23 protein-coding genes are annotated in these 24,058 nt (G+C 69.1%); 15 read left to right on the plus strand and 8 right to left on the minus strand.

All coding sequences use genetic code 11. The features are described 5' to 3' along the window. Window positions 1–27: 27 nt before the first annotated feature. Both lptB and rpoN read left to right on the plus strand, forming a co-directional pair. Window positions 28–807, plus strand: a complete 780-nt coding sequence (lptB, locus tag BM360_RS13590; RefSeq protein ID WP_093315477.1) for an LPS export ABC transporter ATP-binding protein — start codon at window positions 28–30, stop codon at window positions 805–807. 33 nt (window positions 808–840) lie between these two features. Then, window positions 841–2,343, plus strand: coding sequence for an RNA polymerase factor sigma-54 (rpoN, locus tag BM360_RS13595; RefSeq protein WP_093315479.1), 1,503 nt, complete (start codon window positions 841–843; stop codon window positions 2,341–2,343). 4 nt (window positions 2,344–2,347) lie between these two features. Here rpoN and BM360_RS13600 read toward each other — a convergent pair whose 3' ends face one another. After that, complete coding sequence (locus BM360_RS13600) at window positions 2,348–3,046, minus strand: Crp/Fnr family transcriptional regulator (RefSeq protein WP_093315482.1); 699 nt, start codon at window positions 3,044–3,046, stop codon at window positions 2,348–2,350. 284 nt (window positions 3,047–3,330) lie between these two features. Between BM360_RS13600 and BM360_RS13605 the strand changes: the two genes are divergently transcribed. Continuing rightward, window positions 3,331–4,236, plus strand: coding sequence for a DUF2171 domain-containing protein (locus tag BM360_RS13605; RefSeq protein WP_093315484.1), 906 nt, complete (start codon window positions 3,331–3,333; stop codon window positions 4,234–4,236). Window positions 4,237–4,280: 44 nt separating this feature from the next. Here BM360_RS13605 and BM360_RS13610 read toward each other — a convergent pair whose 3' ends face one another. Further along, a complete protein-coding gene (locus BM360_RS13610; RefSeq protein ID WP_093315486.1) occupies window positions 4,281–5,699 on the minus strand; it encodes a helix-turn-helix transcriptional regulator in 1,419 nt (472 codons plus the stop codon). Window positions 5,700–5,739: 40 nt separating this feature from the next. Here BM360_RS13610 and BM360_RS13615 point away from each other — a divergent pair, with 40 nt between their 5' ends. From BM360_RS13615 to BM360_RS13650, 8 genes are read left to right on the plus strand one after another with little or no spacing between them, the layout of a single operon-like run. Continuing rightward, window positions 5,740–7,311 carry an acyl-CoA carboxylase subunit beta gene (locus BM360_RS13615; RefSeq protein ID WP_423228910.1) on the plus strand — a complete coding sequence of 524 codons (1,572 nt, stop codon included), beginning with the start codon at window positions 5,740–5,742 and terminating at the stop codon, window positions 7,309–7,311. A gap of 10 nt (window positions 7,312–7,321) precedes the next feature. Then, complete coding sequence (mce, locus tag BM360_RS13620) at window positions 7,322–7,765, plus strand: methylmalonyl-CoA epimerase (RefSeq protein WP_093315490.1); 444 nt, start codon at window positions 7,322–7,324, stop codon at window positions 7,763–7,765. Beyond that, window positions 7,762–8,544: an enoyl-CoA hydratase-related protein gene (locus BM360_RS13625; protein WP_093315492.1), complete on the plus strand. Its 783-nt coding sequence runs from the start codon at window positions 7,762–7,764 to the stop codon at window positions 8,542–8,544. Before mce ends, BM360_RS13625 begins: the two co-directional genes overlap by 4 nt. 2 nt (window positions 8,545–8,546) lie before the next feature. After that, the gene (gene scpA / locus BM360_RS13630) at window positions 8,547–10,754 is read left to right on the plus strand and encodes a methylmalonyl-CoA mutase (RefSeq protein WP_093315494.1); all 2,208 of its coding nucleotides are present in this window, start codon (window positions 8,547–8,549) and stop codon (window positions 10,752–10,754) included. Then, window positions 10,751–11,125, plus strand: a complete 375-nt coding sequence (locus BM360_RS13635; protein WP_242653481.1) for a lysozyme inhibitor LprI family protein — start codon at window positions 10,751–10,753, stop codon at window positions 11,123–11,125. Before scpA ends, BM360_RS13635 begins: the two co-directional genes overlap by 4 nt. Beyond that, complete coding sequence (gene bioB, locus BM360_RS13640) at window positions 11,122–12,114, plus strand: biotin synthase BioB (protein ID WP_093315496.1); 993 nt, start codon at window positions 11,122–11,124, stop codon at window positions 12,112–12,114. The genes BM360_RS13635 and bioB overlap by 4 nt, the downstream gene beginning before the upstream one ends. Next, window positions 12,111–12,668, plus strand: a complete 558-nt coding sequence (locus BM360_RS13645) for a hypothetical protein (protein WP_242653482.1) — start codon at window positions 12,111–12,113, stop codon at window positions 12,666–12,668. Before bioB ends, BM360_RS13645 begins: the two co-directional genes overlap by 4 nt. Before the next feature lie 8 nt (window positions 12,669–12,676). Next, window positions 12,677–14,671 (plus strand): acetyl-CoA carboxylase biotin carboxylase subunit, encoded by a 1,995-nt coding sequence (locus tag BM360_RS13650; protein ID WP_093315498.1) that lies wholly within the window; start codon window positions 12,677–12,679, stop codon window positions 14,669–14,671. Between the two features lie 49 nt (window positions 14,672–14,720). On the opposite strand, the gene BM360_RS13655 is transcribed toward BM360_RS13650, so the two are convergent. Then, window positions 14,721–15,236, minus strand: a complete 516-nt coding sequence (locus BM360_RS13655) for a GNAT family N-acetyltransferase (RefSeq protein WP_093315499.1) — start codon at window positions 15,234–15,236, stop codon at window positions 14,721–14,723. After that, window positions 15,233–17,116: a signal peptide peptidase SppA gene (gene sppA / locus BM360_RS13660; protein WP_093315501.1), complete on the minus strand. Its 1,884-nt coding sequence runs from the start codon at window positions 17,114–17,116 to the stop codon at window positions 15,233–15,235. Before sppA ends, BM360_RS13655 begins: the two co-directional genes overlap by 4 nt. A 253-nt stretch (window positions 17,117–17,369) precedes the next feature. On the opposite strand from sppA, the gene groES reads away from it, so the two are divergent. From groES to BM360_RS13680, 4 genes are all read left to right on the plus strand, one after another. Then, window positions 17,370–17,657, plus strand: a complete 288-nt coding sequence (gene groES / locus BM360_RS13665; RefSeq protein ID WP_093315503.1) for a co-chaperone GroES — start codon at window positions 17,370–17,372, stop codon at window positions 17,655–17,657. A 73-nt stretch (window positions 17,658–17,730) separates the two neighbouring features. Further along, complete coding sequence (gene groL, locus BM360_RS13670; protein ID WP_093315504.1) at window positions 17,731–19,386, plus strand: chaperonin GroEL; 1,656 nt, start codon at window positions 17,731–17,733, stop codon at window positions 19,384–19,386. A 187-nt stretch (window positions 19,387–19,573) separates the two neighbouring features. Continuing rightward, complete coding sequence (mgtE, locus tag BM360_RS13675; protein WP_093315506.1) at window positions 19,574–20,974, plus strand: magnesium transporter; 1,401 nt, start codon at window positions 19,574–19,576, stop codon at window positions 20,972–20,974. Between the two features lie 45 nt (window positions 20,975–21,019). Further along, a complete protein-coding gene (locus BM360_RS13680) occupies window positions 21,020–21,430 on the plus strand; it encodes a DUF1489 family protein (RefSeq protein ID WP_093315508.1) in 411 nt (136 codons plus the stop codon). Between the two features lie 7 nt (window positions 21,431–21,437). On the opposite strand, the gene BM360_RS13685 is transcribed toward BM360_RS13680, so the two are convergent. The 4 genes from BM360_RS13685 to fdxA all read right to left on the minus strand — a co-directional run bounded on the left by BM360_RS13685 (window position 21,438) and on the right by fdxA (window position 24,025). Then, window positions 21,438–22,121: a head GIN domain-containing protein gene (locus tag BM360_RS13685; protein ID WP_165611309.1), complete on the minus strand. Its 684-nt coding sequence runs from the start codon at window positions 22,119–22,121 to the stop codon at window positions 21,438–21,440. Further along, window positions 22,112–22,846, minus strand: a complete 735-nt coding sequence (locus tag BM360_RS13690; protein WP_165611310.1) for a head GIN domain-containing protein — start codon at window positions 22,844–22,846, stop codon at window positions 22,112–22,114. Before BM360_RS13690 ends, BM360_RS13685 begins: the two co-directional genes overlap by 10 nt. A gap of 118 nt (window positions 22,847–22,964) precedes the next feature. After that, window positions 22,965–23,483: a CarD family transcriptional regulator gene (locus BM360_RS13695; protein WP_093315514.1), complete on the minus strand. Its 519-nt coding sequence runs from the start codon at window positions 23,481–23,483 to the stop codon at window positions 22,965–22,967. A gap of 203 nt (window positions 23,484–23,686) precedes the next feature. Then, window positions 23,687–24,025 (minus strand): ferredoxin FdxA, encoded by a 339-nt coding sequence (fdxA, locus tag BM360_RS13700; RefSeq protein ID WP_093315516.1) that lies wholly within the window; start codon window positions 24,023–24,025, stop codon window positions 23,687–23,689. Window positions 24,026–24,058: the final 33 nt, after the last annotated feature.

Genomic DNA, 24,058 nt, shown 5'->3' on the forward strand with positions numbered 1-24,058 from the left:
CCTTTCCGCCCGCATTCGGGAACGAGCATGAACGACGCCGCCATCCTCGATCTGGCCGATCCGTCCGGCGGCGGCGGCGCCATCGGCCGCGGCCTGTCGATCGTCTCCATCGCCAAGGCCTATGACCGGCGGCAGGTGCTGTCCGATGTCAGCCTCGATGTCGCGCGCGGCGAGGTGGTCGGCCTGCTCGGCCCCAATGGAGCGGGCAAGACGACCTGCTTCTATTCGGTCATGGGCCTGGTGAAGCCCGATGCCGGCCGCATCCTGCTCGACGGCGAGGATATTACCGGCCTGCCCATGTATCGCCGCGCGATCCTCGGCCTCGGCTATCTCCCGCAGGAAACCTCCATCTTCCGCGGCCTCACGGTCGGGCAGAACATCATGGCGGTGCTGGAACTGTCCGAGCCGACCGCCGCCGGCCGCGCCGCGCGGCTGCAGACCCTGCTCGACGAGTTTCACCTGACGCACCTGCGCGATGCCCCCGCCATGGCGCTGTCGGGCGGCGAGCGGCGGCGGGCCGAGATCGCCCGCGCGCTGGCCGCCGATCCGTCGATCATCCTGCTGGACGAGCCGTTCGCCGGCATCGATCCCATCTCCATCGCCGACATCCGCGATCTGGTGCGCGATCTGAAGCGGCGCGACATCGGCGTGCTCATCACCGATCACAACGTCCGCGAGACGCTGGAGATCGTCGACCGTGCGGCGATCATCTATGACGGCCGCGTGCTGTTCCAGGGCGCGCCCGAGGCGCTGGTGCGCGACGAGGATGTGCGGCGGCTGTATCTCGGCGAGGGTTTCTCGCTCTAGCGTTATGCCTCAGCGCCCCTCCCCGTTGCGCGCATGAGCCTCGCCCCCCGCCTCGACCTGCGCCAGTCGCAGTCGCTGGTGATGACGCCGCAGTTGCAGCAGGCGATCCGCCTGCTCGCGCTGTCCAACCTGGAAGTCGAAGCGGCGGTCGCCGAGGAGATCGAGAAGAACCCGCTGCTGGAAACCGCGCGCGAGGAGGAGCCAAGCGAGCCCGCCGCGGACACGCACGACGCCGATGGCGGTGGTGACGAGGCGCCCGAGCCCGAGAGCGCCGACCGCCTGATCGAGACGGGCGACGCCGCCGCGGACGCCCCGCTCGATGCCGATTATGCGGCCGAAACCTTCCACCATGACGGCCCGACCGACGGCGCGCCGGGGTTGGACGGCGCGTTCGGTATCGACGGCGGGCGGAGCGCCGGTGGCGACGAGGCGCCCGACATTGACGGCCTGGGCGCCGGCGGCCTGTCGCTCCACGATCACCTGCGCGCGCAGGCCGGCCTTGCGCTGCGCGAACGCGACCGGCTGATCGCCGAGCATCTGATCGACCTGATCGACGATGCCGGATACCTTACAGCGCCACTCGGTGAAGTGGCGTTGCGCCTCGGCCTTGCGGAGTCGGCGGTGGAGCGGGTGCTGACGATCGTGCAGGGCTTCGATCCGACCGGCGTCGGTGCGCGCAGCCTCGCCGAATGCCTCGCACTCCAGGCCCGCGAGGCGGATCGCTACGATCCCTGCATGGCCGCGCTGATCGCAAACCTTGATCTGGTCGCGCGCGGCCAGCTCGCGCAGCTCAAGCGCATCTGCCGGGTGGACGACGAGGATCTGGCGGACATGATCCGCGAGCTGCGCGCCTACGATCCGAAGCCAGGTTTGCGCTTCGGCGGGGAGCCGGCGGCCCCCGTCACGCCCGATCTGTTCGTCGCGCGGACCAAGGCCGGCTGGGCGATCGAGCTCAACGCCGCCACGCTGCCCCGCGTGCTGGTCAACCGCAGCTATTATGTCGAGCTGTCGTCGGGTGCGCAGGACAAGGCGTCCAGGGCGTGGCTGGCCGACTGCCTGCAATCGGCCAACTGGCTGGCCAAGGCGCTCGATCAGCGCGCGCGCACCATCGTCAAGGTGGCGACCGAACTGGTCAAGCAGCAGGAGGGTTTCTTCCTCCACGGCGTCGAGGCGCTCAGGCCGCTGACGCTGAAGGCGGTGGCGGACGCGATCGGCATGCACGAATCGACTGTCAGCCGCGTCACCTCGAACAAGTATCTCAGCTGCGCGCGCGGCCTGTTCGAGCTCAAATATTTCTTCACGAGCGGCGTCGCCTCGGCCGACGGTGGCGAGGCTGCGAGTGCGGCGGCGGTGAAAAGCCATATCGCCCGGCTGATCGCGAACGAGGGCGACAAGATCCTCTCCGACGACAAGCTGGTCGAGCTGCTCAACGAGCGCGGCTTCGATCTCGCGCGCCGCACCGTCGCCAAATATCGCGAGGCGATCGGCCTCGGCTCGTCGGTGCAGCGCCGCCGGGCAAAGGCGCTGGCGGGCTGAGGGTTCAACCCGCCGCGAGGCGGGCGAGGGCATCGGGGTCGAGGATCGTCACCGCTCGCCGCGCCGGCAGCCGCACCAGCCCGTCGCGCTCGAATCGCGTGAGCCGCCGGCTCACCGTCTCGATCGTCAGGCCGAGCAGCCGGGCGATCCCGGCACGATCGAGCGGCAGATCGAACGTGACCGGCAGGCCCGGCGCCCCGCTGCATCCGCCCGCCCGCGCGGCGATGTCGAGCAGGAAGCCGGCGATGCGCGCCTCCGCCGATCCGCGCGCGAGCGTCAGCATGCGGCCCCGTGCCTCGGTGAGTGCTGCCAGCGTGCGTTCCAGCAGCAGCCGCTCCATCGCCGGATGCTCCGCCAGCACGCGCTCGAATCCCTCGCGCGGGAAGACGCACAGCTCGGCTGGGGCGAGCGCCGTGACCGTAAAGTCCGCGCGGGTCGCCCAAGGGCGGCCGACGAAGTCCGCGGGGTAGAGCAGGCCGACGATCTGCTCTTCGCCACCCAGGCTGGAGGTGGTCAGCGTCAGTATGCCCGACAGCAGGTTGGCGCAGACGTCGCTCTCATCACCCGCCCAGGCGAAGCGTTCGCCCGCCGCCAGCCTGCGCCGCCGCCCCAGTCGGTTCAGCGCACCCAGCTGCACGTCGTCGAGCGCGCCGCACAGCGCCCGGTCGCGTACCGCGCAATCGGAGCAGACAGGGGCCGTCATCGCGCCTCCACATAGGACGGCTCCGCCCCGCGACCAACTTTGACCGCGGTCAAGGAAGCGGCGGGCAGCGGGGCGCAAGGCAGCGGCACCAACCAAGGAGACCTGCCATGCTGAACTTCATCGGGACCCATTTCGCGCTCGTGCCGATCCTCGCCGCCAGTCTCTTCGCCGTCACGCTCGGCACGGCCAGCGTGCGCGACGCCTTTCATCGCGGGTAAGCGGACGCGGCACCGGAACGACTTGTAATTGCCGGTTGTTGCCTGCCTGAAGGACAGGAGGCAGGGATGGTGAAGGCATCGGATATCCGCGCGCACATGGCCGTGGTCGATTCCGTCGGCGTGCATGTCGGCACGGTGGATCATGCCGGCGACGACGGCATCAAGCTGGCGCGCAAGGATGCCGGCGACGGCAAGCATCATCACCTGCCGCTGAGCGCGGTCGCCCGCGTGGACGAGAAGGTGCATTTAAACAACACCGCCGCCCTGCTCGACATGCCCGTTGCGGCCGTCGGCGCGGCGGCGGGTGCTGCCGGGGCCTCGCATGATGGCCTGCTGCCACCGGTCAAGAACCGGGCGGTGGACGATGCCAAGCCGCGCGGCAATTTCTACCTGCCGTGGATCGTCGGCATCGTCGGCGTGATTCTCCTGCTCCTGCTGCTGCGCAGCTGCTTAGATCGCGACGAGCCTGCACCGGTCGCCGATCCGGCCGCCACGGCAACGGCGTCGGGGGCGACGGCGGCGCTGCCGGTGGAGGCGGTGGCGCTGCCCAACGGCACGTCGGTGAACGTCGAGCCGAACTCGCTCAACTATTCGCTGCAGCGCTACCTTGCCTCCAACGAGGCCGCGCCGCGCACCTTCCAGTTCGACAAGCTGAACTTCGACACCAGCTCCGCTGTGATCCGGCCGGAGGATCAGGCAAATGTCGATGCGCTCGCGCAGATCCTCGCCGCCTATCCGGCCGCGCGTGGCCGCATCACCGGCTATACCGACGCTCGCGGTTCGGGTGCGGCGAACGCGACGCTCGGCGCAGAGCGCGCGCAGGCGGTGGTCGCGGCGCTCACCGCCAAGGGCATCGATGCCAGCCGGCTTGAGGCGGTATCGGGCGGCGAGGCCAACCCGACCGACAGCAACGCCACCAGCGAGGGGCAGTTCGAGAATCGCCGCACCGAGCTGACCGTCACCGCCAAGTAACCGCATGCGCCGGCCGGAGCCCGCTCACGGGCCCGGCTGGCGCATCACAGCACCTTGTACGGCACCACCCCGCGCACGTCGGGGTCAACCGCGATCGGCCGCTCGGCTGGTGGGAAGGCGCGCTGGTCGCAATCCGGGCGGGGGCACAGGCGGCAGGAGATGCCGATCGGCGTCGCCGCCCCCGTGCTCACGTCGATCCCATCGGCATAGATGAACTCGGCCGCATGGCTCGCCTCGCAGCCGAGCGCGACGGCATAGCGGCGCGGGGCTCGCGCAAAGCTGCCCGATGGCTTCACCAGCCCCTTGGCCATCGACACATAGCGCACGCCGTCGGGCGTTTCCGCCAGCTGGACGAGGATGCGATCAGGGATCGCGACCGCCTCGTGCACGATCCAGAGCGGGCAGGCGCCGCCGAAGCGGGCGAATTGCAGCCGCGTCGCCGAATGGCGCTTGGTGATGTTGCCCGCCATATCGACGCGACAGAAGAAGACGGGCAGCCCCCGCGCGTCCGGCCGCTGCAGGGTGGACAGGCGGTGGCACGCCTGCTCGAAGCTGACCGCGAAGCGCTGCGCCAGCCGGTCGATGTCGTGGCGCATCGCCCGCGCCGCCGTGCGGAAGTCGCCATAGGGCATGGTCAGCGCCCCCGCGGCATAATTGGCGAGGCCGACCGCCAGCAGCCGCCGCGCCTCGCCAGTGCGCAGGTCCGCCGCTGCCGCAACCACGGCGATCTCGCCGTCCAGCTCCATCGCCGCCAGCTGGTGCGCCAGCAGGAAGCGGCGGCTGGCGGGCGGCGCCACCCGGTCGATCGTCAGCCGCCGCGCGGCACGGTCGAACGCCCGGAGCGGCTGTGCCTCGCCGCCTGCCGTGTCGATGACGACACCGTGCCGGTCGCGCAGGCGGCGGGCGAGCGCCTCGTCATCCGCCCCGCCCAGTGCGTCGGCCAGCGCTTCGGCCGCCCGGTCGATCGGATCGACATAATTGCCGGCGAGGTGAAACCAGTCGCGCACTTCCTCCCACGGCAAGCGCGCGCCCTCCCCGCCCGAGACCCCGCTCGCCAGCGCCTCGTCGCGCATGTGGCGCGCCTCCTCGGTTGCGCGCCATGCAGCGTGGAGGCGAAGGAAACGCTGCGCCAGCGCGGGCGCCGCCTCGCCCGCCCGCGCGAGGCCGGGCGCCTCGTCGAGATCGGCGAACAGGGGGTCGGCCAGCGCCTCCGCCAGCCCGGCGAGGTGGACGCCCTGCGCACGACTCCACGCCGCCGGAAAGGCCCGCGCCAGCGCCGCATCCACCGCCGCCGTCACCGGCCGGTCGTCATTCTCCAGCTGCGACAGATAGCTGACCGACAGGCCCAGCCGCGCCGCGCATGCCGCCTGCCCCAGCCCCGCCTCGCGCCGCAGCCGGCGGATCGCGCCGCCGGCGAACAGCCGCACCGGCGCGGCCTGTAGCGTCCCTGTATGCAGATCCATGGTTCGCAATTCCGCAACTTCACATTGGACTTATCGCGGCATGCTTGCGAGGGGAAGCGCCCGGCCAAGTGGAGGTAGTGTGCTCGCGATCCTGGAGAAGCTGGAAAAGAAGCGCGCCGAGGCGCGGCTGGGCGGCGGTCAGGCGCGCATCGACGCGCAGCACAAGAAAGGCCGCCTCACTGCGCGCGAGCGGCTGGACGTGCTGCTCGATCCCGGCTCGTTCGAGGAGGTGGACGCCTACGTCGAGCACAACTGCGTCGATTTCGGCATGCAGGACACGGTGATCCCCGGCGACGGCGTGGTCACGGGCTCCGGCACGATCAACGGCCGGCTGGTCTTCGTCTTCAGCCAGGATTTCACCGTCTTCGGCGGCTCGCTGTCCGAGCGGCACGCGCAGAAGATCTGCAAGATCATGGACATGGCGCTGAAGGTTGGCGCGCCCGTGATCGGCCTCAACGATTCCGGCGGCGCGCGCATCCAGGAAGGCGTCGCTTCGCTCGGCGGCTATGCCGAGGTGTTCCAGCGCAACGTGCTCGCCTCCGGCGTCGTGCCGCAGATCAGCCTGATCATGGGCCCGTGCGCGGGCGGCGCGGTCTATTCGCCGGCGATGACGGACTTCATCTTCATGGTGAAGGACAGCAGCTACATGTTCGTCACCGGGCCGGATGTGGTAAAGACCGTCACCAACGAGGTGGTGACGCAGGAGGAACTGGGCGGCGCCGTCACCCACACGACCAAGTCGGGCGTGGCCGACGTCGCGTTCGAGAATGACATTGAGGCGTTGCTCGCCACGCGCGATTTCTTCGATTTTCTGCCGCTCAGCAACCGCGTCGAGGTGCCCGAGCGGCCGACCGACGACGCCGCCGACCGGCTGGACATGAGCCTCGACACGCTCATCCCCGACAACGCCAACAAGCCCTACGACATGAAGGAGCTGATCCGGAAGGTCGTCGACGAGGGCGATTTCTTCGAGACGCAGCCGACGCATGCGCCCAACATCGTCACCGGCTTCGGCCGGATCGAGGGGCGCACCGTTGGCATCGTCGCCAATCAGCCGCTGGCGCTGGCGGGCGTGCTCGACATCAATTCGGCCAAGAAAGGCGGTCGCTTCGTCCGCTTCTGCGACGCCTTCGATATCCCGATCGTCACCTTCGTCGACGTGCCAGGCTTCCTCCCCGGCACCGCGCAGGAGCATAACGGCATCATCAAGCACGGCGCGAAGCTGCTCTTCGCCTATGCCGAGGCGACCGTGCCGAAGATCACCGTCATCACGCGCAAGGCTTATGGCGGCGCCTATGACGTGATGAGCTCCAAGCATCTGCGCGGCGACCTCAACTACGCCTGGCCGACCGCCGAGATCGCCGTGATGGGTGCGAAGGGTGCGGTGGAGATCATCTTCCGCAAGGATATCGGCGACCCCGATAAGATCGCCGCGCGCACTGCTGAATATGAAGCGCGCTTCGCCAACCCGTTCGTGGCGGCGTCCAAGGGCTTCATCGACGAGGTGATTATGCCTCACTCCACCCGCCGCCGCATCGCACTGGGCCTCCGCAAGCTGCGCGGCAAGCAGCTGGAGAACCCTTGGAAGAAGCACGACAACATCCCGCTTTAAGGATGGACGCATGAAGCTCGGCCGCCTCAACCATATCGGCGTCGCGACGCCCTCGCTCGAGAAGAGCATCGCTTATTATCGCGACGTGATGGGCGCGACGAAGATCCACGATCCGTTCGACCTGCCGGCGCAAGGCGTGAAGGTGTGCTTCGTCGATACGCCCGGCGAGAATGGCACGGCTGGCACGCAGATCGAGCTGATCGAGCCGCTGGGGGCGGAGTCGCCGATCCACGGCTTTATCGCCAAGAACCCGGCCGGCGGGCAGCACCACATGTGCTACGAAGTGCCCGACATCCACGAAGCCAAGGCGTGGTTCGAGGGCCGCGGCGCGCGCGTGCTGGGCGAACCCCGCATCGGTGCGCACGGCACGCTGATCTTCTTCGTCCACCCCAAGGACATGAACGGCGTGCTGACCGAGATCATGGAATCTCCAAAGGAAGGTGCCGGGCATTGACCTACCGCCACATCCGCCTCGATCTGGCCGACCGCGTCGCCACGATCACGCTCGCCCGGCCGGAGCGGCTGAACGCGCTCGTCCCCTCGCTGTTCGACGAGGCCAGCCACGCGATCGACGCCGCGCTCGAACAGGGTGCGCGCGCGCTGGTCATCACGGGTGAGGGCCGCGCCTTCTGCTCGGGGGCGGATCTGCACGGCGAGGGCGACGATGCACTCCCCGAGGATCTCGGCGCGATCATCGACCGCGCCTATAATCCCTTCAGCCGCAAGATCGCCGCGCTCGACGTGCCCGTCGTCACCGCGGTGAACGGGCTGGCGGCGGGTGCGGGCTGCGGCCTCGCGCTGCTCGGCGACATCGTCGTGATGGCACGCTCGGCCTATCTGCTGCTCGCCTTCGTCAATATCGGCCTCGTGCCCGATGCCGGCGCGACGTGGCTCGTCGCCAAGGGGGCCGGCCGCGCCAAGGCGTTGGAAATGGCGCTGCTGGGTGAGAAGCTGGCCGCCGATCAGGCGCATGAGGCAGGTCTCGTCACCCGTGTGGTCGATGACGGCTCGGTGCTGGAGCAGGCGCAGGCGATCGCGGCGAAGCTGGCCGCCGGGCCGACGGTCGCGATCGGCATGATCCGTCGCCAGGTCGCCGCCGCGCTCAGCCAGACGCTCGACGAGACGCTGGATGCCGAGCGGGACAATCAGCGCGTGGCGGGCCGCACCGCCGATTTCCGCGAGGCCGTCGCCGCCTTTGCGGAAAAGCGGAAGCCGCAGTTCGAGGGACGATGAGCATGGCCGAGATCGAGCTGAACACGGGCGAGGACAGCGGCGCGACACGCAAGGCCGAGCCGGCCGCCCCCGCGACCACGCCGACGCTCGACCACTGGGCCGCTGCCGCCGCCAAGGAGGTGAAGGGCAAGGACCTCACCTGGGCGACGCCCGAGGGCATCGAAGTGAAGCCGCTCTACACGGCCGAGGACGTGGCCGGCATCGATCCCGGCCTGCCCGGCTTCGCGCCCTTCACCCGCGGCGTGCGCGCCTCCATGTATGCCGGGCGCCCCTGGACGATCCGGCAATATGCCGGCTTCTCGACGGCCGAGGAGTCCAACGCCTTCTACCACCGCAACCTGAAGGCGGGGCAGAAGGGCCTCTCGGTCGCCTTCGATCTCGCCACCCACCGCGGCTATGACAGCGACCATCCACGCGTGACGGGCGATGTCGGCAAGGCGGGCGTTGCCATCGACACGATCGACGACATGAAGATCCTGTTCGACGGCATCCCGCTCGACAAGATGTCGGTCTCGATGACGATGAACGGCGCGGTGATCCCGATCCTCGCCTTCTTCATCGTCGCGGGCGAGGAGCAGGGCGTCGATCGCAAACTGCTCGACGGGACCATCCAGAACGACATCCTCAAGGAGTTCATGGTCCGCAACACCTATATCTACCCGCCCGAGCCGAGCATGCGGATCATCTCCGACATTTTCGGCTACACGTCGCGTGAGATGCCCAAGTTCAACAGCATCTCGATCTCCGGCTACCACATGCAGGAAGCCGGTGCCACGCAGGTGCAGGAGCTTGCCTTCACCATCGCCGACGGCATGGAATATGTGAAATACGGCGTCGCCTCCGGCCTCGACATCGACAAGTTCGCCGGGCGCCTCAGCTTCTTCTTCGCGATCGGCATGAACTTCTTCATGGAGATCGCCAAGCTCCGCGCCGCGCGCGTGCTGTGGCACCGCGTGATGACGCAGCTGGGCGCCAAGGACGAGCGCTCCAAGATGCTGCGCACGCACTGCCAGACGAGCGGCGTCTCGCTGACCGAGAAGGACCCCTATAACAACGTCATGCGCACCACGATCGAGGCGATGGCGGCGATGCTGGGCGGCACCCAGTCGCTCCACACCAACGCGCTCGACGAAGCCATCGCGCTGCCGACCGATTTCTCCGCCCGCATCGCGCGCAACACGCAGCTGGTCATCCAAGAGGAGACCGGCATGTGCAACGTCGTCGATCCGCTGGGCGGCTCCTACTATATCGAGAGCCTGACCAAGGAACTGGTCGACCGCGCGTGGGAGATCATCGAGAAGGTCGAGGCCGAGGGCGGCATGGCCAAGGCGGTCGCCGCGGGCTGGCCCAAGGCGATGATCGAGCAGGCGTCGGCGGCCAAGGCCGCGCGCGTCGACCGTGTCGAAGAGGTCGTCGTCGGCGTCAACAAATACGTCAAGGACAAGGAGGATCCGATCGAGATCCTCGATGTCGACAACGTCGCCGTGCGCGAGGCGCAGATCCGCCGGATCGAGAAGGTCAAGGCCGAGCGCGACGAAGCCGCTTGCCGGACGGCGCTCGATGCGCTGCGCGAAGGCGCGCGGGGCAATGGCAACCTTCTCGAACTCGCCGTGGAATGCGCCCGCAAGCGCGCGACGCTCGGCGAGATCAGCCTCGCCATGGAGGACGTGTTCGGCCGCTACGGCACCACGCCCACGCCCGTGCAGGGCATCTATGGCGGCGCCTACAAGGACGATGCGCGCTGGACGAACCTCATCGACGGCGTGTCGGCGGTGGAGCGGCGCAAGGGCCGCAAGCCGAAGATGTTCGTCGCCAAGATGGGCCAGGACGGCCATGATCGCGGCGCCAACCTCGTCTCCTCCGCCTTCGGCGATCTCGGCTTCGAGATCGTCGCAGGGCCGTTGTTCCAGACGCCCAGGGAAGCCGCCGAGGTCGCGATCCGCGAGGATGTCGACGTGGTCGGCGCGTCGTCGCTGGCCGCGGGCCACAAGACGCTGATCCCCGAACTGATCGGCCATCTCCGCGATGCGGGGCGCTCCGACATCAAGGTGATCGCCGGCGGCGTCATCCCCGCGCAGGATTACCAATATCTCCGCGATGCGGGCGTGCAGGGCATCTTCGGCCCGGGCACGAACCTCGTCGATGCGGCGGGTCAGGTGCTGGCATTGCTCGGCCACAACATGCCGCCCGAGCAGGAAGCGGCGGAGTGAGCCTGCTGCTGCTTGCGCTGGCGGCCGGCATCAACGGCTGTGGCGAGGCGCCGACCCAGGCGATGCTGAACCGCTGTGCGGGTGCCGCCTTCACGCGTGCCAATGCGGCGATGGCGCGGCAATGGGCGGTCACCAACGCCGCAATGAAGCGGCGCGATGCGGCGAACGGATCGCGCGGCGGCGGCTTCGGCTATGCCGCCGCCTTGCTCGCCAGCCAGCGGGCGTGGCTGCGCTTCCGCGACGCGGAGTGCGCGATTGAGGGTGGGGAATATGCCGGCGGCTCGGCACAGGCTATGACGACCGCTTTCTGCCGGGCGCGCCTGACCGACGCGCGCACCGCACAGCTCAAGTCGCTGGAGTGGCGTAAATGACGACCGACCTGCTGGACCGTCCGACCGAGGATGCCGTCCGCACCGACTGGACGCGGGGCGAGATTGCCGATCTGTTCGATCTGCCGCTGCCCGAACTGCTGTTCCGCGCCGCCACGATCCACCGCGCGAACCACGATCCGAACGCCGTCCAGCGAGCCACCCTGCTGTCGATCAAGACGGGCGGCTGCGTCGAGGATTGCGGCTACTGCTCGCAGTCCGCGCATGCCGACACGGGCCTGAAGGCAACCAAGCTGATGGACCCGCGCGCGGTGCTCCAGGCCGCCGCGCAGGCTAAGGACAGCGGCTCCACCCGCTTCTGCATGGGCGCCGCATGGCGGAGCCCCAAGGAGCGCGACATGCCCGCCATCGTCGAGATGGTGAAGGGCGTCCGCCAGATGGGGCTGGAGACCTGCATGACGCTCGGCATGCTGACGCCTCGCCAGGCCGAGCAGCTCGCCGACGCCGGGCTCGACTACTACAACCACAATATCGACACCTCGCCCGAAAACTACACCAACGTCATCTCGACGCGGACCTTCCAGGACCGGGTCGACACGCTGGAGGCTGTGCGCGCGGCGGGGATCAACGTCTGCTGCGGCGGCATCGTGGGCCTCGGCGAACAGCGGCCCGACCGCGTCGGCTTCATCCACGCGCTCGCCACGATGGAGCATCCCGAGAGCGTGCCGATCAACGCGCTGGTGCCGGTCAAGGGCACGGTACTGGGCGACATGCTGGCCGATACGCCCATGGCGCAGATCGACGAGATCGAGTTCGTCCGCACCGTCGCCGTCGCGCGCATCACCATGCCGCGCTCGATCGTCCGCCTGTCCGCCGGGCGCGAGAGCATGAGCGCGTCCACGCAGGCTTTGTGCTTCATGGCGGGCGCGAACTCGATCTTCTCGGGCGACAAGCTGCTGACCGCGGGCAATGCCGGCGACGATGCCGACACCGTTCTGCTCGCCCGTCTCGGGATGACCGCGGCGGCATGATGCTGCTCGCCGCCCTGCTCCAGGCTGCGGCCCCCGCCGCCGCCCCGCCTGCGCCGGTCACCCCGGCACCGGTCGAGGCGGCTGCGCCCAAGCTGCGGCCGAGCGATGCGGCAACCGCGGTGGACACGTTCAAGCTGAGCTGCTGGGCGCATTTCCGCGAGCCCGACGATCTGCGCGCTGCCATCCCGACGCTCAGCCTGCCGCTGGCCGAGCAGCCCAAGGCCAGGTCCGGTCCCACCACCGTCTGGCGCACGGACGAGGCGGTGCTGACCTATGTCGCGGGCGACGATCTGCCCGCCGGCGTCCCCAGCCGCCAGTGTACGCTCCGCACCAAGCTTGCCGGCGCCGCCGATCAGCTGACGCTCGCCGCGCGCGTGGCGCAGGCACTCAGCCTTGCCGGCGGCCGCACCCGCACCGGTCGCGGCGCCGCGCAGACCATCTGGGACGTGCGCCAGCCCGACGGCCGCACCGCCCGCCTGATCGCCACCACCACCAACGCCAGCGGCGGCCAGACCGACCTGCGCCTCCAGGCGCTTCTCCTCGCGCAACGATAAAGGGCCCTATGTTCAAGAAGATCCTGATCGCCAACCGCGGCGAGATCGCCTGCCGCGTGATCCGCACCGCCAAGCGCATGGGCATCAAGACGGTCGCCGTCTATTCGGACGCCGACGCCCGCAGCCCGCATGTCGAGATGGCGGACGAGCGCGTCCGCCTTGGGCCGCCGCCCGCGGCGCAGAGCTATCTGCTCGCCGACGAGATCATCCTCGCCTGCAAGGCGACGGGGGCGGAGGCGGTCCATCCCGGCTATGGCTTCCTGTCGGAGCGGACTTCGTTCGCCAAGGCGCTGGCGGATGCCGGCATCGCCTTCATCGGGCCGCCGGCCAATGCGATCGCCGCGATGGGCGACAAGATCGAATCCAAGAAGCTCGCCAAGGAAGCGGGCGTCAACGTCGTCCCCGGCTATCTCGGGGAGATCGCCGACACGGATGAGGCGGTGCGGATCGCATCCGACATCGGCTATCCGGTGATGATGAAGGCGTCCGCCGGCGGCGGCGGCAAGGGCATGCGCCTGGCCTATTCCGAGCAGGACGTGCGCGAGGGCTTCGAGGCGACCAAGCGCGAGGGCCTGTCGAGCTTCGGCGACGACCGCGTGTTCATCGAGAAGTTCATCGAAAGCCCACGCCACATCGAGATCCAGGTGCTGGGCGACCAGCACGGCAACATCCTCTATCTGAACGAGCGCGAATGCTCGATCCAGCGCCGCCATCAGAAGGTGGTGGAGGAGGCGCCCTCCCCCTTCGTCACGCCGCAGATGCGCAAGGCCATGGGGGAGCAGGCGGTCGCGCTGGCGCGCGCCGTCGGCTATTATTCGGCAGGCACCGTGGAGCTGATCGTCTCCGGCGCCGACAAGACGGGCGAGAGCTTCTACTTCCTCGAGATGAACACCCGCCTGCAGGTGGAGCATCCCGTCACCGAGTGCATCACCGGCCTCGATCTGGTCGAGCAGATGATCCGCGTCGCTTATGGCGAAAAGCTCGCCTTCACCCAGGACGACGTGAAGATCGACGGCTGGGCGGTCGAGAATCGCGTCTATGCCGAGGATCCCTATCGCGGCTTCCTGCCCTCCACCGGCCGGCTCGTCCGCTATCGCCCGCCTGCGGCCGAGGCGGCGGAAGGCGGCGAGGTGCGCGTCGATGACGGCGTCGTCGAGGGCAGCGAGATCAGCATGTTCTACGATCCGATGATCGCCAAGCTGATCACCCACGCCCCTACCCGCGAAGGCGCGATCGATGCGCAGATCGCCGCGCTCGACCGGTTCGAGATCGACGGCATCGGCCACAATATCGATTTCCTCTCCGCGCTGATGCAGCACCCGCGCTTCCGCGAGGGCAACATCACGACCGGCTTCATCGCCGAGGAATATCCCGAGGGGTTCCAGGGCGCGCCCGCATCCGACGGGCTGTCGGCCAAGCTGTCGGCGGTGGCGGGTCTGCTCGCCAGTGCCGAGGCGGCGCGCGGCGGCCGGATCGACGGGCAGCTCGGCGGTTCGGGCGAGGTGCCGACCGAGTGGGTCGTGCTGCTCGACAAGGCGGAGCATCGCGTCAGCCTCGGCGGCGATACGGTGACGGTGGATGGCGAGAGCTTCGTCGTCGATGCGCCCTATCTGCCCGGCCAGCGCCTCGTCGAGGCGACGGTCAATGGCGAGCCGCTGGCGCTGCGCGTCGAGAAGAACCGCACCGGCTGGCGCGTCACCACCCGCGGGGCGAGCCACAGCCTGACGGTGCTGAGCCCGCGCGTGGCCGAGCTTGCCCGCCACATGATCGAGAAGGTCCCGCCGGATCTCTCGAAGTATCTGCTCTGCCCGATGCCCGGCCTCGTCACCGCGATCCACGTGGGCGAGGGGGACAAGGTGGAGGCGGGCCAGCCGCTCGCCGTGGTCGAGGCGATGAAGATGGAGAACATCCTCCGCGCCGAGAAGGCGGGCACGGTCGCCAAGGTCTCGGCCAAGCCGGGCGAGAGCCTGGCGGTGGATGCGGTGATCCTCGAATTCGCCTGATCGCATGAGAGGGCGCGTCGGATGACCGGCGCGCCCACCCTGCCGCACGTCAGGCCAGTCGCGGCTCCACCGGTGGCACCGCGCGGGACGCAAGGTCGCGCTGCCAATAGCCGACATCGTGCCAGCGCCCCTGCTTGTAGCCGACCCCGCGCGCCAGCCCGACGCGGGCAAAGCCGAACCGTTCGTGGAAGTTCGTGCTCTCCGGATTGGGCTCGGTGATCAGCGCCATCGCGGTGACGAAGCCCGCCGCCGTCACCCGCTCCAGCAACGCGGCATAGAGCCGCCCGCCGACACCCTGCCCGCGCGCGTCATGCGCCAGATAGATGCTCGTCTCGCACGTCCAGCGATAGGCGGCGCGGGCGTGAAACGGCTTGGCATAGGCATAGCCGAGCAGCCTTCCGTCCGCCTCCGCTACCAGCCAGAGCCCGGGCGGCGCGATCCGCGCGGCCATCTCGTCGGGCGTCGGCGGCACCTCCTCGAACGTCACCGCGCCATGCTCGACATACCAGCCGTAGAGCGCCGCGATCGCGCCCGCATCGTCAAGGATGGCCGGCCGCAGCCTCATGCGCCGATCCGCGCCAGCAGCAGCTGCCACAGCCGCATGTCGCGCGGGGGCACCGGCCGGCCGCTGCCGCCGCATTGCAGGCAGCGCACCTGGATTGCCGGCCCGGCCGCGATCGCCCGCGCATCGCCGATCGCCTGCGCCACCGCCCGCTCCGGCCGGCTCGCCAGCATCGACCACGCATCGCCGACGGACGCGTCGCCGCCCTGCCCGTCGCCCCGCTCGCGCCGCAGCAGATCGCGCAGGAAGCCGCGCCACGCGCTCGGCTCCTTCTCGATGAACAGCGGGCGGGCGCTGCCGCCGCTCAGCTTGGCCTGCCCCGCCGCCCACGCAATGGCGTCGTCCAGCCCGCCGAACTGATCGACCAGACCGATCTGCCGCGCGGTGCCGCCCGCCCAGACGCGGCCTTGGCCGATCTCGTCCACCCGCGCGACTGGCAGGCGGCGCGCCTGCGCGACGAGGCCGATGAAGCGGCCATAGATGTCCTCGATCCCGAGTTGCACCAGCCGGTCGAACTGCGGCGAGGTGCCGCGCAGCACGTCGGGCTGGCCGGACAGCGGCGTCGTCGCCACGCCGTCGGCGGACAGGCCGACCTTTTCCAGCGTGCCGGCAAAGGTCGGGATGATGCCGAACACGCCGATCGATCCGGTGATGGTCGACGGCTCGGCGAAGATCCGCTGTCCCGGCGTCGACACCCAATAGCCGCCCGACGCCGCGACATTGCCCATCGACACCGCGACCGGCATCCCCGCCGCCCGCGCCGTCATGATCGCGCCGCGGATGCGCTCGGACGCGGTGACCGAGCCGCCGGGCGAATCGACGCGCACCACCAGCGCCCTGATCCGCTTCTCGCGCACCGCCTGCAGCACCAGCCGCGCGATCGTCTCACCGCCCGCCCGGCCGGGGCCCGTCTCGCCATCGACGATCTCGCCCGCGATGGTCAGCACGCCGACCTGGCCTTCGGGCACCGGATTGGCCGACAGCCAGTTAGCGAGGCCGATCGCCTGATAGCCGTCGCCGTCCTTGTCGGTGGAGGCGCCCGCCAGCGCCGCGACCCGCCGTCCGAAGGCGATCCGGTCGCCCAGCCTGTCGACCATGGCCGCCGCCTGCGCCGCCTGCGCGACATTGCCGCCGCTCGCGCGGGCCACCGCCTCGGGATCGGCCAGATAGGCGGCCAGATTCGCCTTGGGCCGCGCCTGCGACACCTCGGCCCGCCACGTGCCCCAGAGCGCATCGACCAGCGCCTGATCCGCCGCCTTCGCCTCGGGCGACGCGTCGGTGCGGGTGAACGGCTCGACCGCCGACTTGTAGGTGCCGACCCGGTAGACGTTGGCGGTCACGCCCAGCTTGTCGAGCAGGCCCTTATAGTAGAGCCGCGATCCGCCCGGCCCCGTCAGCAGCACCGCGCCCAACGGATCGAGCCACACCTCCGTGGCGTGCGCCGCCAGCTGGTAGCTGTCGTCGGTATAGCCGGTGGCGAAGGCCAGCACCGGCTTGCCCGTGCGGCGCACCCGGTCGAGCGCCTCGCCCAGCGACGCGATCGCCGTCTGGCCGCCGCCGGTGAAGCGGTCGAGATCAAGCACCACCGCCTTGATCGATGCGTCGCGCGCGGCGCCATCCACCGCGCGGATCACGTCGCGCAGGCGATATTCGCGCGTCAGCGGCCCGCTGCCGCTCACCGCCTCGAACGGGTCGGCATCCTCGGGCTGCTCGACGAGGCTGCCGCGCAGGTCGAGCACCAGCGCGCCGGACGCCGGCAGCCGCGGATTGGGGCTGCGCGACAGGGCAGCGAACATCACCCCGAAGAAGAGCAGCATGAACAGTAGGACGAGCCCGTCCTTGACGCCGACGAGCAGCTTCCAGATGCCCTTGAGAAACCGCACGCGTGACGCTCCTGTCGAACCGGGCCGGACGCTTAGCAGCCTTCGCCCGCGCCATCCACGCCGCCCCTGCCACGCCCTGTCGCATCGCCCGGTAACTCGTCATGGAACTTTCGCGCACATGCGCTTGACGCTCGGGCTCGCTGCCCCATATGGCGACCGTTAGCACTCGCCCCCGGGGAGTGCTAATGACCCATTCCAACGACAGCGCGGGCGGGCCGGGATGGCCGCCGCGAGACAGGAAGGACGAAGCCCCATGAACTTTCGCCCGCTGCACGACCGCGTGCTGGTGAAGCGCGTCGACGCCGAGGAAAAGACCGCCGGCGGCATCATCATCCCCGATACCGCCAAGGAAAAGCCGCAGGAAGGCGAAGTCGTCGCCGCCGGTGCCGGCGCCAAGGACGAGACGGGCAAGGTGACCCCGCTCGACGTCAAGGCGGGTGACCGCATCCTGTTCGGCAAGTGGTCGGGCACCGAGGTCAAGATCGGCGGCGAAGACCTGCTGATCATGAAGGAATCCGACATTCTCGGGATCATCGGCTGACACGTCCGCGAGGGGTCGGAAAAGCCCCTCTGAGTGTCAACTTCGTCAACTTATCATCTGAAAGGGTAGCCACATGGCAGCCAAGGACGTGAAATTCAGCCGCGACGCGCGCGAGCGCATCCTGCGCGGCGTCGACATCCTCGCCGATGCGGTGAAGGTGACGCTCGGCCCCAAGGGCCGCAACGTCGTGATCGACAAGAGCTTCGGCGCGCCGCGCATCACCAAGGACGGCGTCACTGTCGCCAAGGAGATCGAGCTCAAGGACAAGTTCGAGAACATGGGCGCGCAGATGCTGCGCGAAGTGGCCTCGAAGACCAACGACAATGCCGGTGACGGCACCACCACCGCCACCGTGCTCGCCCAGGCGATCGTGCGCGAGGGCATGAAGTCGGTCGCGGCCGGCATGAACCCGATGGATCTGAAGCGCGGCATCGACCAGGCGGTCGAGAAGGTCGTCGCCGACGTGAAGGCGCGCTCCAAGCCCGTCTCGGGCTCGCAGGAAGTCGCGCAGGTCGGCATCATCTCGGCCAATGGCGACACCGTCGTCGGCGAGAAGATCGCCGAGGCGATGGAGAAGGTCGGCAAGGAAGGCGTCATCACGGTCGAGGAGGCCAAGGGCCTCGAGTTCGAGCTGGACGTCGTCGAGGGCATGCAGTTCGACCGCGGCTATCTGTCGCCCTACTTCATCACCAACCCGGAGAAGATGACGGTCGAGCTCAACGACCCGTACATCCTGATCCACGAGAAGAAGCTCTCGAACCTGCAGGCGATGCTGCCGATCCTTGAGGCCGTGGTGCAGAGCGGCCGTCCGCTCCTCATCATCGCCGAGGACATCGAGGGCGAGGCGCTGGCCACGCTCGTCGTGAACAAGCTGCGCGGCGGCCTGAAGGTCGCGGCCGTCAAGGCGCCGGGCTTCGGCGATCGCCGCAAGGCGATGCTCGAGGACATCGCGATCCTGACCAAGGGCGAGATGATCTCCGAGGATCTCGGCATCAAGCTCGAGAGCGTCACGCTCGGCATGCTCGGCACCGCCAAGCGCGTCTCGATCGACAAGGACAACACCACCATCGTCGACGGTGCGGGTGAGGCCGAGGCGATCAAGGGCCGCGTCGAGGCGATCCGCCGCCAGATCGAGAACACCACGTCCGACTACGACCGCGAGAAGCTCCAGGAGCGTCTGGCGAAGCTCGCAGGCGGCGTCGCGGTGATCAAGGTCGGCGGTTCGTCCGAGGTCGAGGTCAAGGAGCGCAAGGACCGCGTCGACGACGCGCTGCACGCGACCCGCGCGGCCGTGGAAGAGGGCATCGTCCCCGGCGGCGGCACCGCGCTCCTCTATGCGACCAAGTCGCTCGAGGGCCTGACCGGCGCCAACGAGGATCAGACTCGCGGCATCGACATCGTCCGCCGCTCGCTGACCGCGCTGGTCCGCCAGATCGCGCAGAATGCCGGCCATGACGGCGCGGTGGTCTCGGGCAAGCTGCTCGAGAGCAACGACCCGACGCTCGGCTTCAACGCGCAGACCGACACGTACGAGAACCTCGTCACGGCCGGCGTGATCGACCCGACCAAGGTCGTCCGCACCGCGCTGCAGAACGCGGCCTCGGTCGCCGGCCTGCTGATCACCACCGAGGCGGCCGTTTCGGACGCTCCGGAGGACAAGGCTCCGGCCGGCGGCGGCATGCCCGGCGGCATGGGTGGCATGGGCGGCATGGGCGGCATGGACTTCTGATTTCGCACCGGGGCAGCGACATGCTGCCCCGGAGACGAAATTGGGCCGGCCAACGGCGCGGATTCACTCCGCGTCGCTGTACCACCGATCAACGAAGGGCCGGGGAGGCGACTCCCCGGCCCTTTCGCTTGCGCGGGCCTCCGCACTATCCCAAAGGCGGCACCCATCCGGCAGCGGGAGGCCATAGATGAGCGATACCGGGCTCGACCCCGAAGAGGCACGCGCGCCGCTGCACGACGAGGACGACCGCATGGACCCCGGCTTCGTCGGGGGCGTGCTGGCGCGGCTGGATGAGGGCGATGCCGAGGGCGCGCGGGCGCTGGTGGAGCCGCTTCACCCCGCCGATATCGCCGACCTGTTCGAGCTGGTGCCGCAGGATCGCCGCGCCGGCCTCGCCGCCGCCATCTCCGACCGGCTCGACGCGGACGTGTTCGCCGAGATGAACGAGTGGGTCCGCGACGAGCTGATCGACGTGCTTGCGCCGCACGAGGTCGCCGAGATCGCCGCGCAGCTCGATACGGACGACGCGGTCGCGATCATCGAGGAGATGGACGACGAGGACCAGCGCGCCGTGCTGCGCGCGCTGGAACCCGACGATCGCGCCGCGATCGAAGAGGCGCTGAGCTATCCCGAGGAGTCCGCCGGCCGCCTGATGCAGCGCGATCTGATCGCGGTGCCCGAGCATTGGACCGTCGGCGACGTGCTCGACTATCTTCGGCGCAATGCCGATCTGACGACTGACTTCTGGGAGATCTACGTCGTCGATTCGCGCCACCATCCGGTCGGCACGTGCAAGCTCAGCTGGGTGCTGCGCACGCCGCGCGGCGTTGCCATTGCCGATGTAATGCAGCGCGAGCAGACCTTGATCCCGGTCGACATGGATCAGGAGGAGGTGGCGCTCCGCTTCCAGAAATATGCGCTCATCTCCGCCGCGGTGGTCGACGGCTCGGGGCGGCTCGTCGGCATGATCACCGTGGACGACGTGGTCCACATCATCCAGGAGGAAGCGGGCGAGGACGTGCTGCTCCTCTCCGGCGCGGGCGAAGGCGACATCAACGAGCCCGTGCTGGACAGCTACCGCGCGCGCGTGCGCTGGCTGCTGGCGAACCTGCTGACAGCGCTCGTCGCCTCGACCATCATCAGCCTGTTCGAGGGCACCATCGCGCGGATGGTGGCGCTGGCCACGCTGATGCCGATCGTCGCGGGTGTCGGCGGCAATGCCGGCACGCAAACGATGGCGGTTACCGTGCGCGCCATCGCCACCAACCAGCTGACAGCGTCGAACACATGGCGCTCGATCACGCGCGAGATCCGCGTGGCGCTGCTCAACGGCGTCACCGTGGCGGCGGTGATCGGCATCGGCGTCGCGCTCGTCTTCACCAGCCCGGCGCTGGGCGGCGTGATCGCGGCGGCGATGATGACCAACATCTTCATCGCCGGGCTGGCGGGCGTGCTGGTGCCCGTCGCCCTCGACCGCGCGGGCGCCGATCCGGCGGTCGCCTCGTCGGTATTCGTGACGATGACCACAGACTCGATGGGCTTTCTCGCTTTCCTCGGTCTGGCGACGGCAGCAGGCTTAGCGGGCTGACGCTTCTTGTCGGAGGGCCTCGGGCTCCCCACCTGAGCGTCACCCATGCATCCCCTGCATCTCACCAAGGTCGCGGTCGGCTGTGCGTCGATGGAGGCGCTGATCGAGCGTATGGAGGCCCGTGCCGCCGGCGGCGCGGAGGCGTGGCTCGAGACGCGCTATCGCCCGACGCGCCATGCAGAACTGATCGGCGGCTCCATCTACTGGATCGTCAAGCACCGGCTGGTCGCCCGCCAGGCGATCCTCGGCTTTGTCGAGACGGAGGAGGGGCGCTGCCGTATCCGGCTAGGTGGACTGGTCGTGCCTGTCAGGGCGCGACCGAAGCGGGCGCATCAGGGCTGGCGCTACCTTGTTGCGGCGGACGCGCCCGCCGATTTCGCCGATGGTGACGCGGATGCATTGGAACTGCTGCCGCCTGCCCTCGCACGCGAACTGATGGCGCTCGCGCTGATCTGATCCCACGCTAACGGCCGCAGTCGACCTCGCCCATACCCGTCCGCTGGACGGTGCACGCGGCTCCGCCCGTCACGCGCACCTGCCCCATGCCTGTCGAGGCGATCTTCGCGGTCCGTGTCGCCGCCAGCGTCACATCACCGGCTCCCGACACGCTGATGTCCGCATCCTGCGCGGTCAGCGCGGCGGCATCGACATCGCCCGCGCCCTGCACCGCGATCCGCGCGCGCGCCGCCTTGCCCGCCAGGGTGACGTTGCCCGCACCCAGCACGTTGATCGCCACCGCCCCTGCATCCAGCCTGCCGAGCGTCAGCGAGCCTGCGCCGCCGAGCGCGATGTCGAACCGGTCGGCCTTGGCGCGATCGACCGCGAGCGAGCCCGCGCCGCTCACCTGCACCGCGGTCAACAGCGGCGTGCTGGCGACGATCTTCACCGGTTCCATCGGCCGCGTCCCGCCCGACCGATCTAGCGAGATGATCAGCGTGCGGTTCTGCACGTCGATGCGCAGGCGATCGAGATCCTCCAGCCGCCCCTCCGCCCGCGCCGCGCCGGCCGGGCCAACGCTCAGCGTGACGGGGAAGGGCGCGAGCAGCCGGACGCGTTCATAGCCTGTGACGGTGTAGTTCCGGGTCGCCGCGCTCGCCCCGGCGGGTAGCACCGCCAGCGCCAGCAGCGCAGCCGCGATCAGTCGCACTTGGCGTCGCCCGAGCCGACCTTGTTGACCGTGCAGCGGGCACCGCCGCCCACCGCGACATCGCCCGAGCCGATGATGGAGACCGCGGCCGATCCGGTCGCCTTGGCGCTGATGTCGCCCGATCCTGCCACGGAGGCGCGGATCGTCCCCGCCTCCAGATCGTCGGCGTCGAGCTCGCCAGAACCCGCGACGCTGTAGGTGCCGTTGGCGATCTTGCCGCGCGCGGTGAGATTGCCCGAGCCGGCGATGGAGAGCACCGCCTCCTTGGCCTCGATCCGCACGGTGAGATCGCCCGAGCCGGCCACCGCCGCCTCGAATCGGTCGCCGTCGGCGCGATCCGCATCCATGTCACCCGATCCGCTGACGGTGGCACCGGCCAGCTTGGGCAAGGTCACGACCACCTTGGCCGCGGACCGCTCACCGCCCCAGTCGAGCGAGTCGGAGCGGCGGCCGACCTTGAGCGTGCCGTTCTGCACGCGGATGTCGAGCCGGTCGAGCACGCCCTGCGGGCCCTGCGCGCGCACCGCGAAGCCAGGGCCCGTGCGCACCGACACCGCATCGATGCCAGCCAGTTCGACGCGGTCGAAGCCGTTCAGCGGATAATCGCGGGTGGCATCGGGGCCGAGCGTCTGCGCGTTGGCCGGTGTGCCGGTGGCGTCGCTGCCGCCCGACGAGCAGGCGGCGACGAGGAGCAGCGCGGCGGCTGCGGTCAGGCGGGCGATCATCGGCTTCCCCTCTGCTGTATTGCCGGGATAATACAGCGAGGTCGCAGCGGCGCAAGCGGATACGAAAAGGGCGGCCCCTTGGCGGAGCCGCCCCATCCCGTACAGCCGTATCGGCGGATTACTTGGCGTGGATACCCGCCGACGCGCGCAGGATGTCGAGGATCTCCTCCTGCGCCTTGGGCTCGTCCACTTCGCGCATTGCCGCCAGTTCACGCGCGAGGCGGCTGGTCGCGGCCTCGAAGATCTGCCGCTCGGAATAGCTCTGCTCGGGCTGATCGTCGGCGCGGAACAGGTCGCGCACCACCTCGGCGATCGACACGAGGTCGCCCGAGTTGATCTTCGCCTCATATTCCTGCGCGCGGCGCGACCACATGGTGCGCTTCACCTTGGGCTTGCCCTTCAGGGTCGCCAGCGCCTCGTTCATGGTGACGTTGGAGGACAGCTTGCGCATGCCCACCGCCTCGGCCTTGTTGGTCGGCACGCGGAGCGTCATGCGCTCCTTCTCGAAGCGGAGCACGTAGAGTTCGAGTTTGGCCCCAGCGATTTCCTGGCTTTGCAGCTCGATCACACGGCCCACGCCGTGCTTGGGATAGACAACATAATCACCGACGTCGAAGCTGAGGGGCTTTGCAGCCATGAGTCGCCTTTCGCGTGCGAGCACCCCCGAACAGCCGCGGTCGCGGGCGTTGCCGCACAACCGGACAGCAACGGCGGGAGGCGCATTCTCCAATTACCAGACCGTGCGGACGCAGAAGTCCGCGGCGAAGGCCTGCCATATAGCAGCTTGCGCAACAAAATGCCAGCTTCGTGACAGCCGCGGGGCACGTGCCCGCGCCCGGCTCAGTCTCCCTGACCGGGCTCTGCCGAGAAATATCTGTCGAACTTGCCGTCCACGCCCTTGTGCTCGTCGGCATCCGCCGGTGCGTCGCGCTTGCGCGTGATGTTGGGCCATGACGCGGAGTAGGTGGCGTTCAGCTCCATCCACTGCTCCAGCCCGCCTTCGGTATCGGGCAGGATCGCCTCGGCCGGGCATTCCGGCTCGCACACACCACAATCGATGCATTCGTTGGGATTGATGACGAGCATGTTCTCGCCCTCGTAGAAGCAGTCCACCGGACAAACCTCGACGCAATCCATATATTTGCAGCGGATGCAGGCGTCGGTGACGACGTAGGTCATGGAAATCTCGCTCCGGGCGTCAAGCGGCGCCCT

The organism is Sphingomonas jatrophae (assembly GCF_900113315.1).
In the GTDB taxonomy this organism is placed as follows: Bacteria; Pseudomonadota; Alphaproteobacteria; order Sphingomonadales; family Sphingomonadaceae; genus Sphingomonas_P; species Sphingomonas_P jatrophae.

Excerpts from the sequence above, each read along its gene's own strand:
- groES (WP_093315503.1), top strand. The coding sequence starts at position 17,370 with ATGAACTTTCGCCCGCTGCACGACCGCGTGCTGGTGAAGCGCGTCGAC.
- rpoN (WP_093315479.1), top strand. The coding sequence starts at position 841 with ATGAGCCTCGCCCCCCGCCTCGACCTGCGCCAGTCGCAGTCGCTGGTG.
- BM360_RS13650 (WP_093315498.1), top strand. The coding sequence starts at position 12,677 with ATGTTCAAGAAGATCCTGATCGCCAACCGCGGCGAGATCGCCTGCCGC.
- mce (WP_093315490.1), top strand. The coding sequence starts at position 7,322 with ATGAAGCTCGGCCGCCTCAACCATATCGGCGTCGCGACGCCCTCGCTC.
- bioB (WP_093315496.1), top strand. The coding sequence starts at position 11,122 with ATGACGACCGACCTGCTGGACCGTCCGACCGAGGATGCCGTCCGCACC.
- groL (WP_093315504.1), top strand. The coding sequence starts at position 17,731 with ATGGCAGCCAAGGACGTGAAATTCAGCCGCGACGCGCGCGAGCGCATC.
- scpA (WP_093315494.1), top strand. The coding sequence starts at position 8,547 with ATGGCCGAGATCGAGCTGAACACGGGCGAGGACAGCGGCGCGACACGC.
- BM360_RS13690 (WP_165611310.1), bottom strand. The coding sequence starts at position 22,846 with ATGATCGCCCGCCTGACCGCAGCCGCCGCGCTGCTCCTCGTCGCCGCC.
- BM360_RS13605 (WP_093315484.1), top strand. The coding sequence starts at position 3,331 with ATGGTGAAGGCATCGGATATCCGCGCGCACATGGCCGTGGTCGATTCC.
- BM360_RS13655 (WP_093315499.1), bottom strand. The coding sequence starts at position 15,236 with ATGAGGCTGCGGCCGGCCATCCTTGACGATGCGGGCGCGATCGCGGCG.
- BM360_RS13615 (WP_423228910.1), top strand. The coding sequence starts at position 5,740 with ATGCTTGCGAGGGGAAGCGCCCGGCCAAGTGGAGGTAGTGTGCTCGCG.
- BM360_RS13695 (WP_093315514.1), bottom strand. The coding sequence starts at position 23,483 with ATGGCTGCAAAGCCCCTCAGCTTCGACGTCGGTGATTATGTTGTCTAT.
- BM360_RS13600 (WP_093315482.1), bottom strand. The coding sequence starts at position 3,046 with ATGACGGCCCCTGTCTGCTCCGATTGCGCGGTACGCGACCGGGCGCTG.
- lptB (WP_093315477.1), top strand. The coding sequence starts at position 28 with ATGAACGACGCCGCCATCCTCGATCTGGCCGATCCGTCCGGCGGCGGC.
- BM360_RS13680 (WP_093315508.1), top strand. The coding sequence starts at position 21,020 with ATGCATCCCCTGCATCTCACCAAGGTCGCGGTCGGCTGTGCGTCGATG.
- mgtE (WP_093315506.1), top strand. The coding sequence starts at position 19,574 with ATGAGCGATACCGGGCTCGACCCCGAAGAGGCACGCGCGCCGCTGCAC.
- BM360_RS13610 (WP_093315486.1), bottom strand. The coding sequence starts at position 5,699 with ATGGATCTGCATACAGGGACGCTACAGGCCGCGCCGGTGCGGCTGTTC.
- fdxA (WP_093315516.1), bottom strand. The coding sequence starts at position 24,025 with ATGACCTACGTCGTCACCGACGCCTGCATCCGCTGCAAATATATGGAT.
- BM360_RS13645 (WP_242653482.1), top strand. The coding sequence starts at position 12,111 with ATGATGCTGCTCGCCGCCCTGCTCCAGGCTGCGGCCCCCGCCGCCGCC.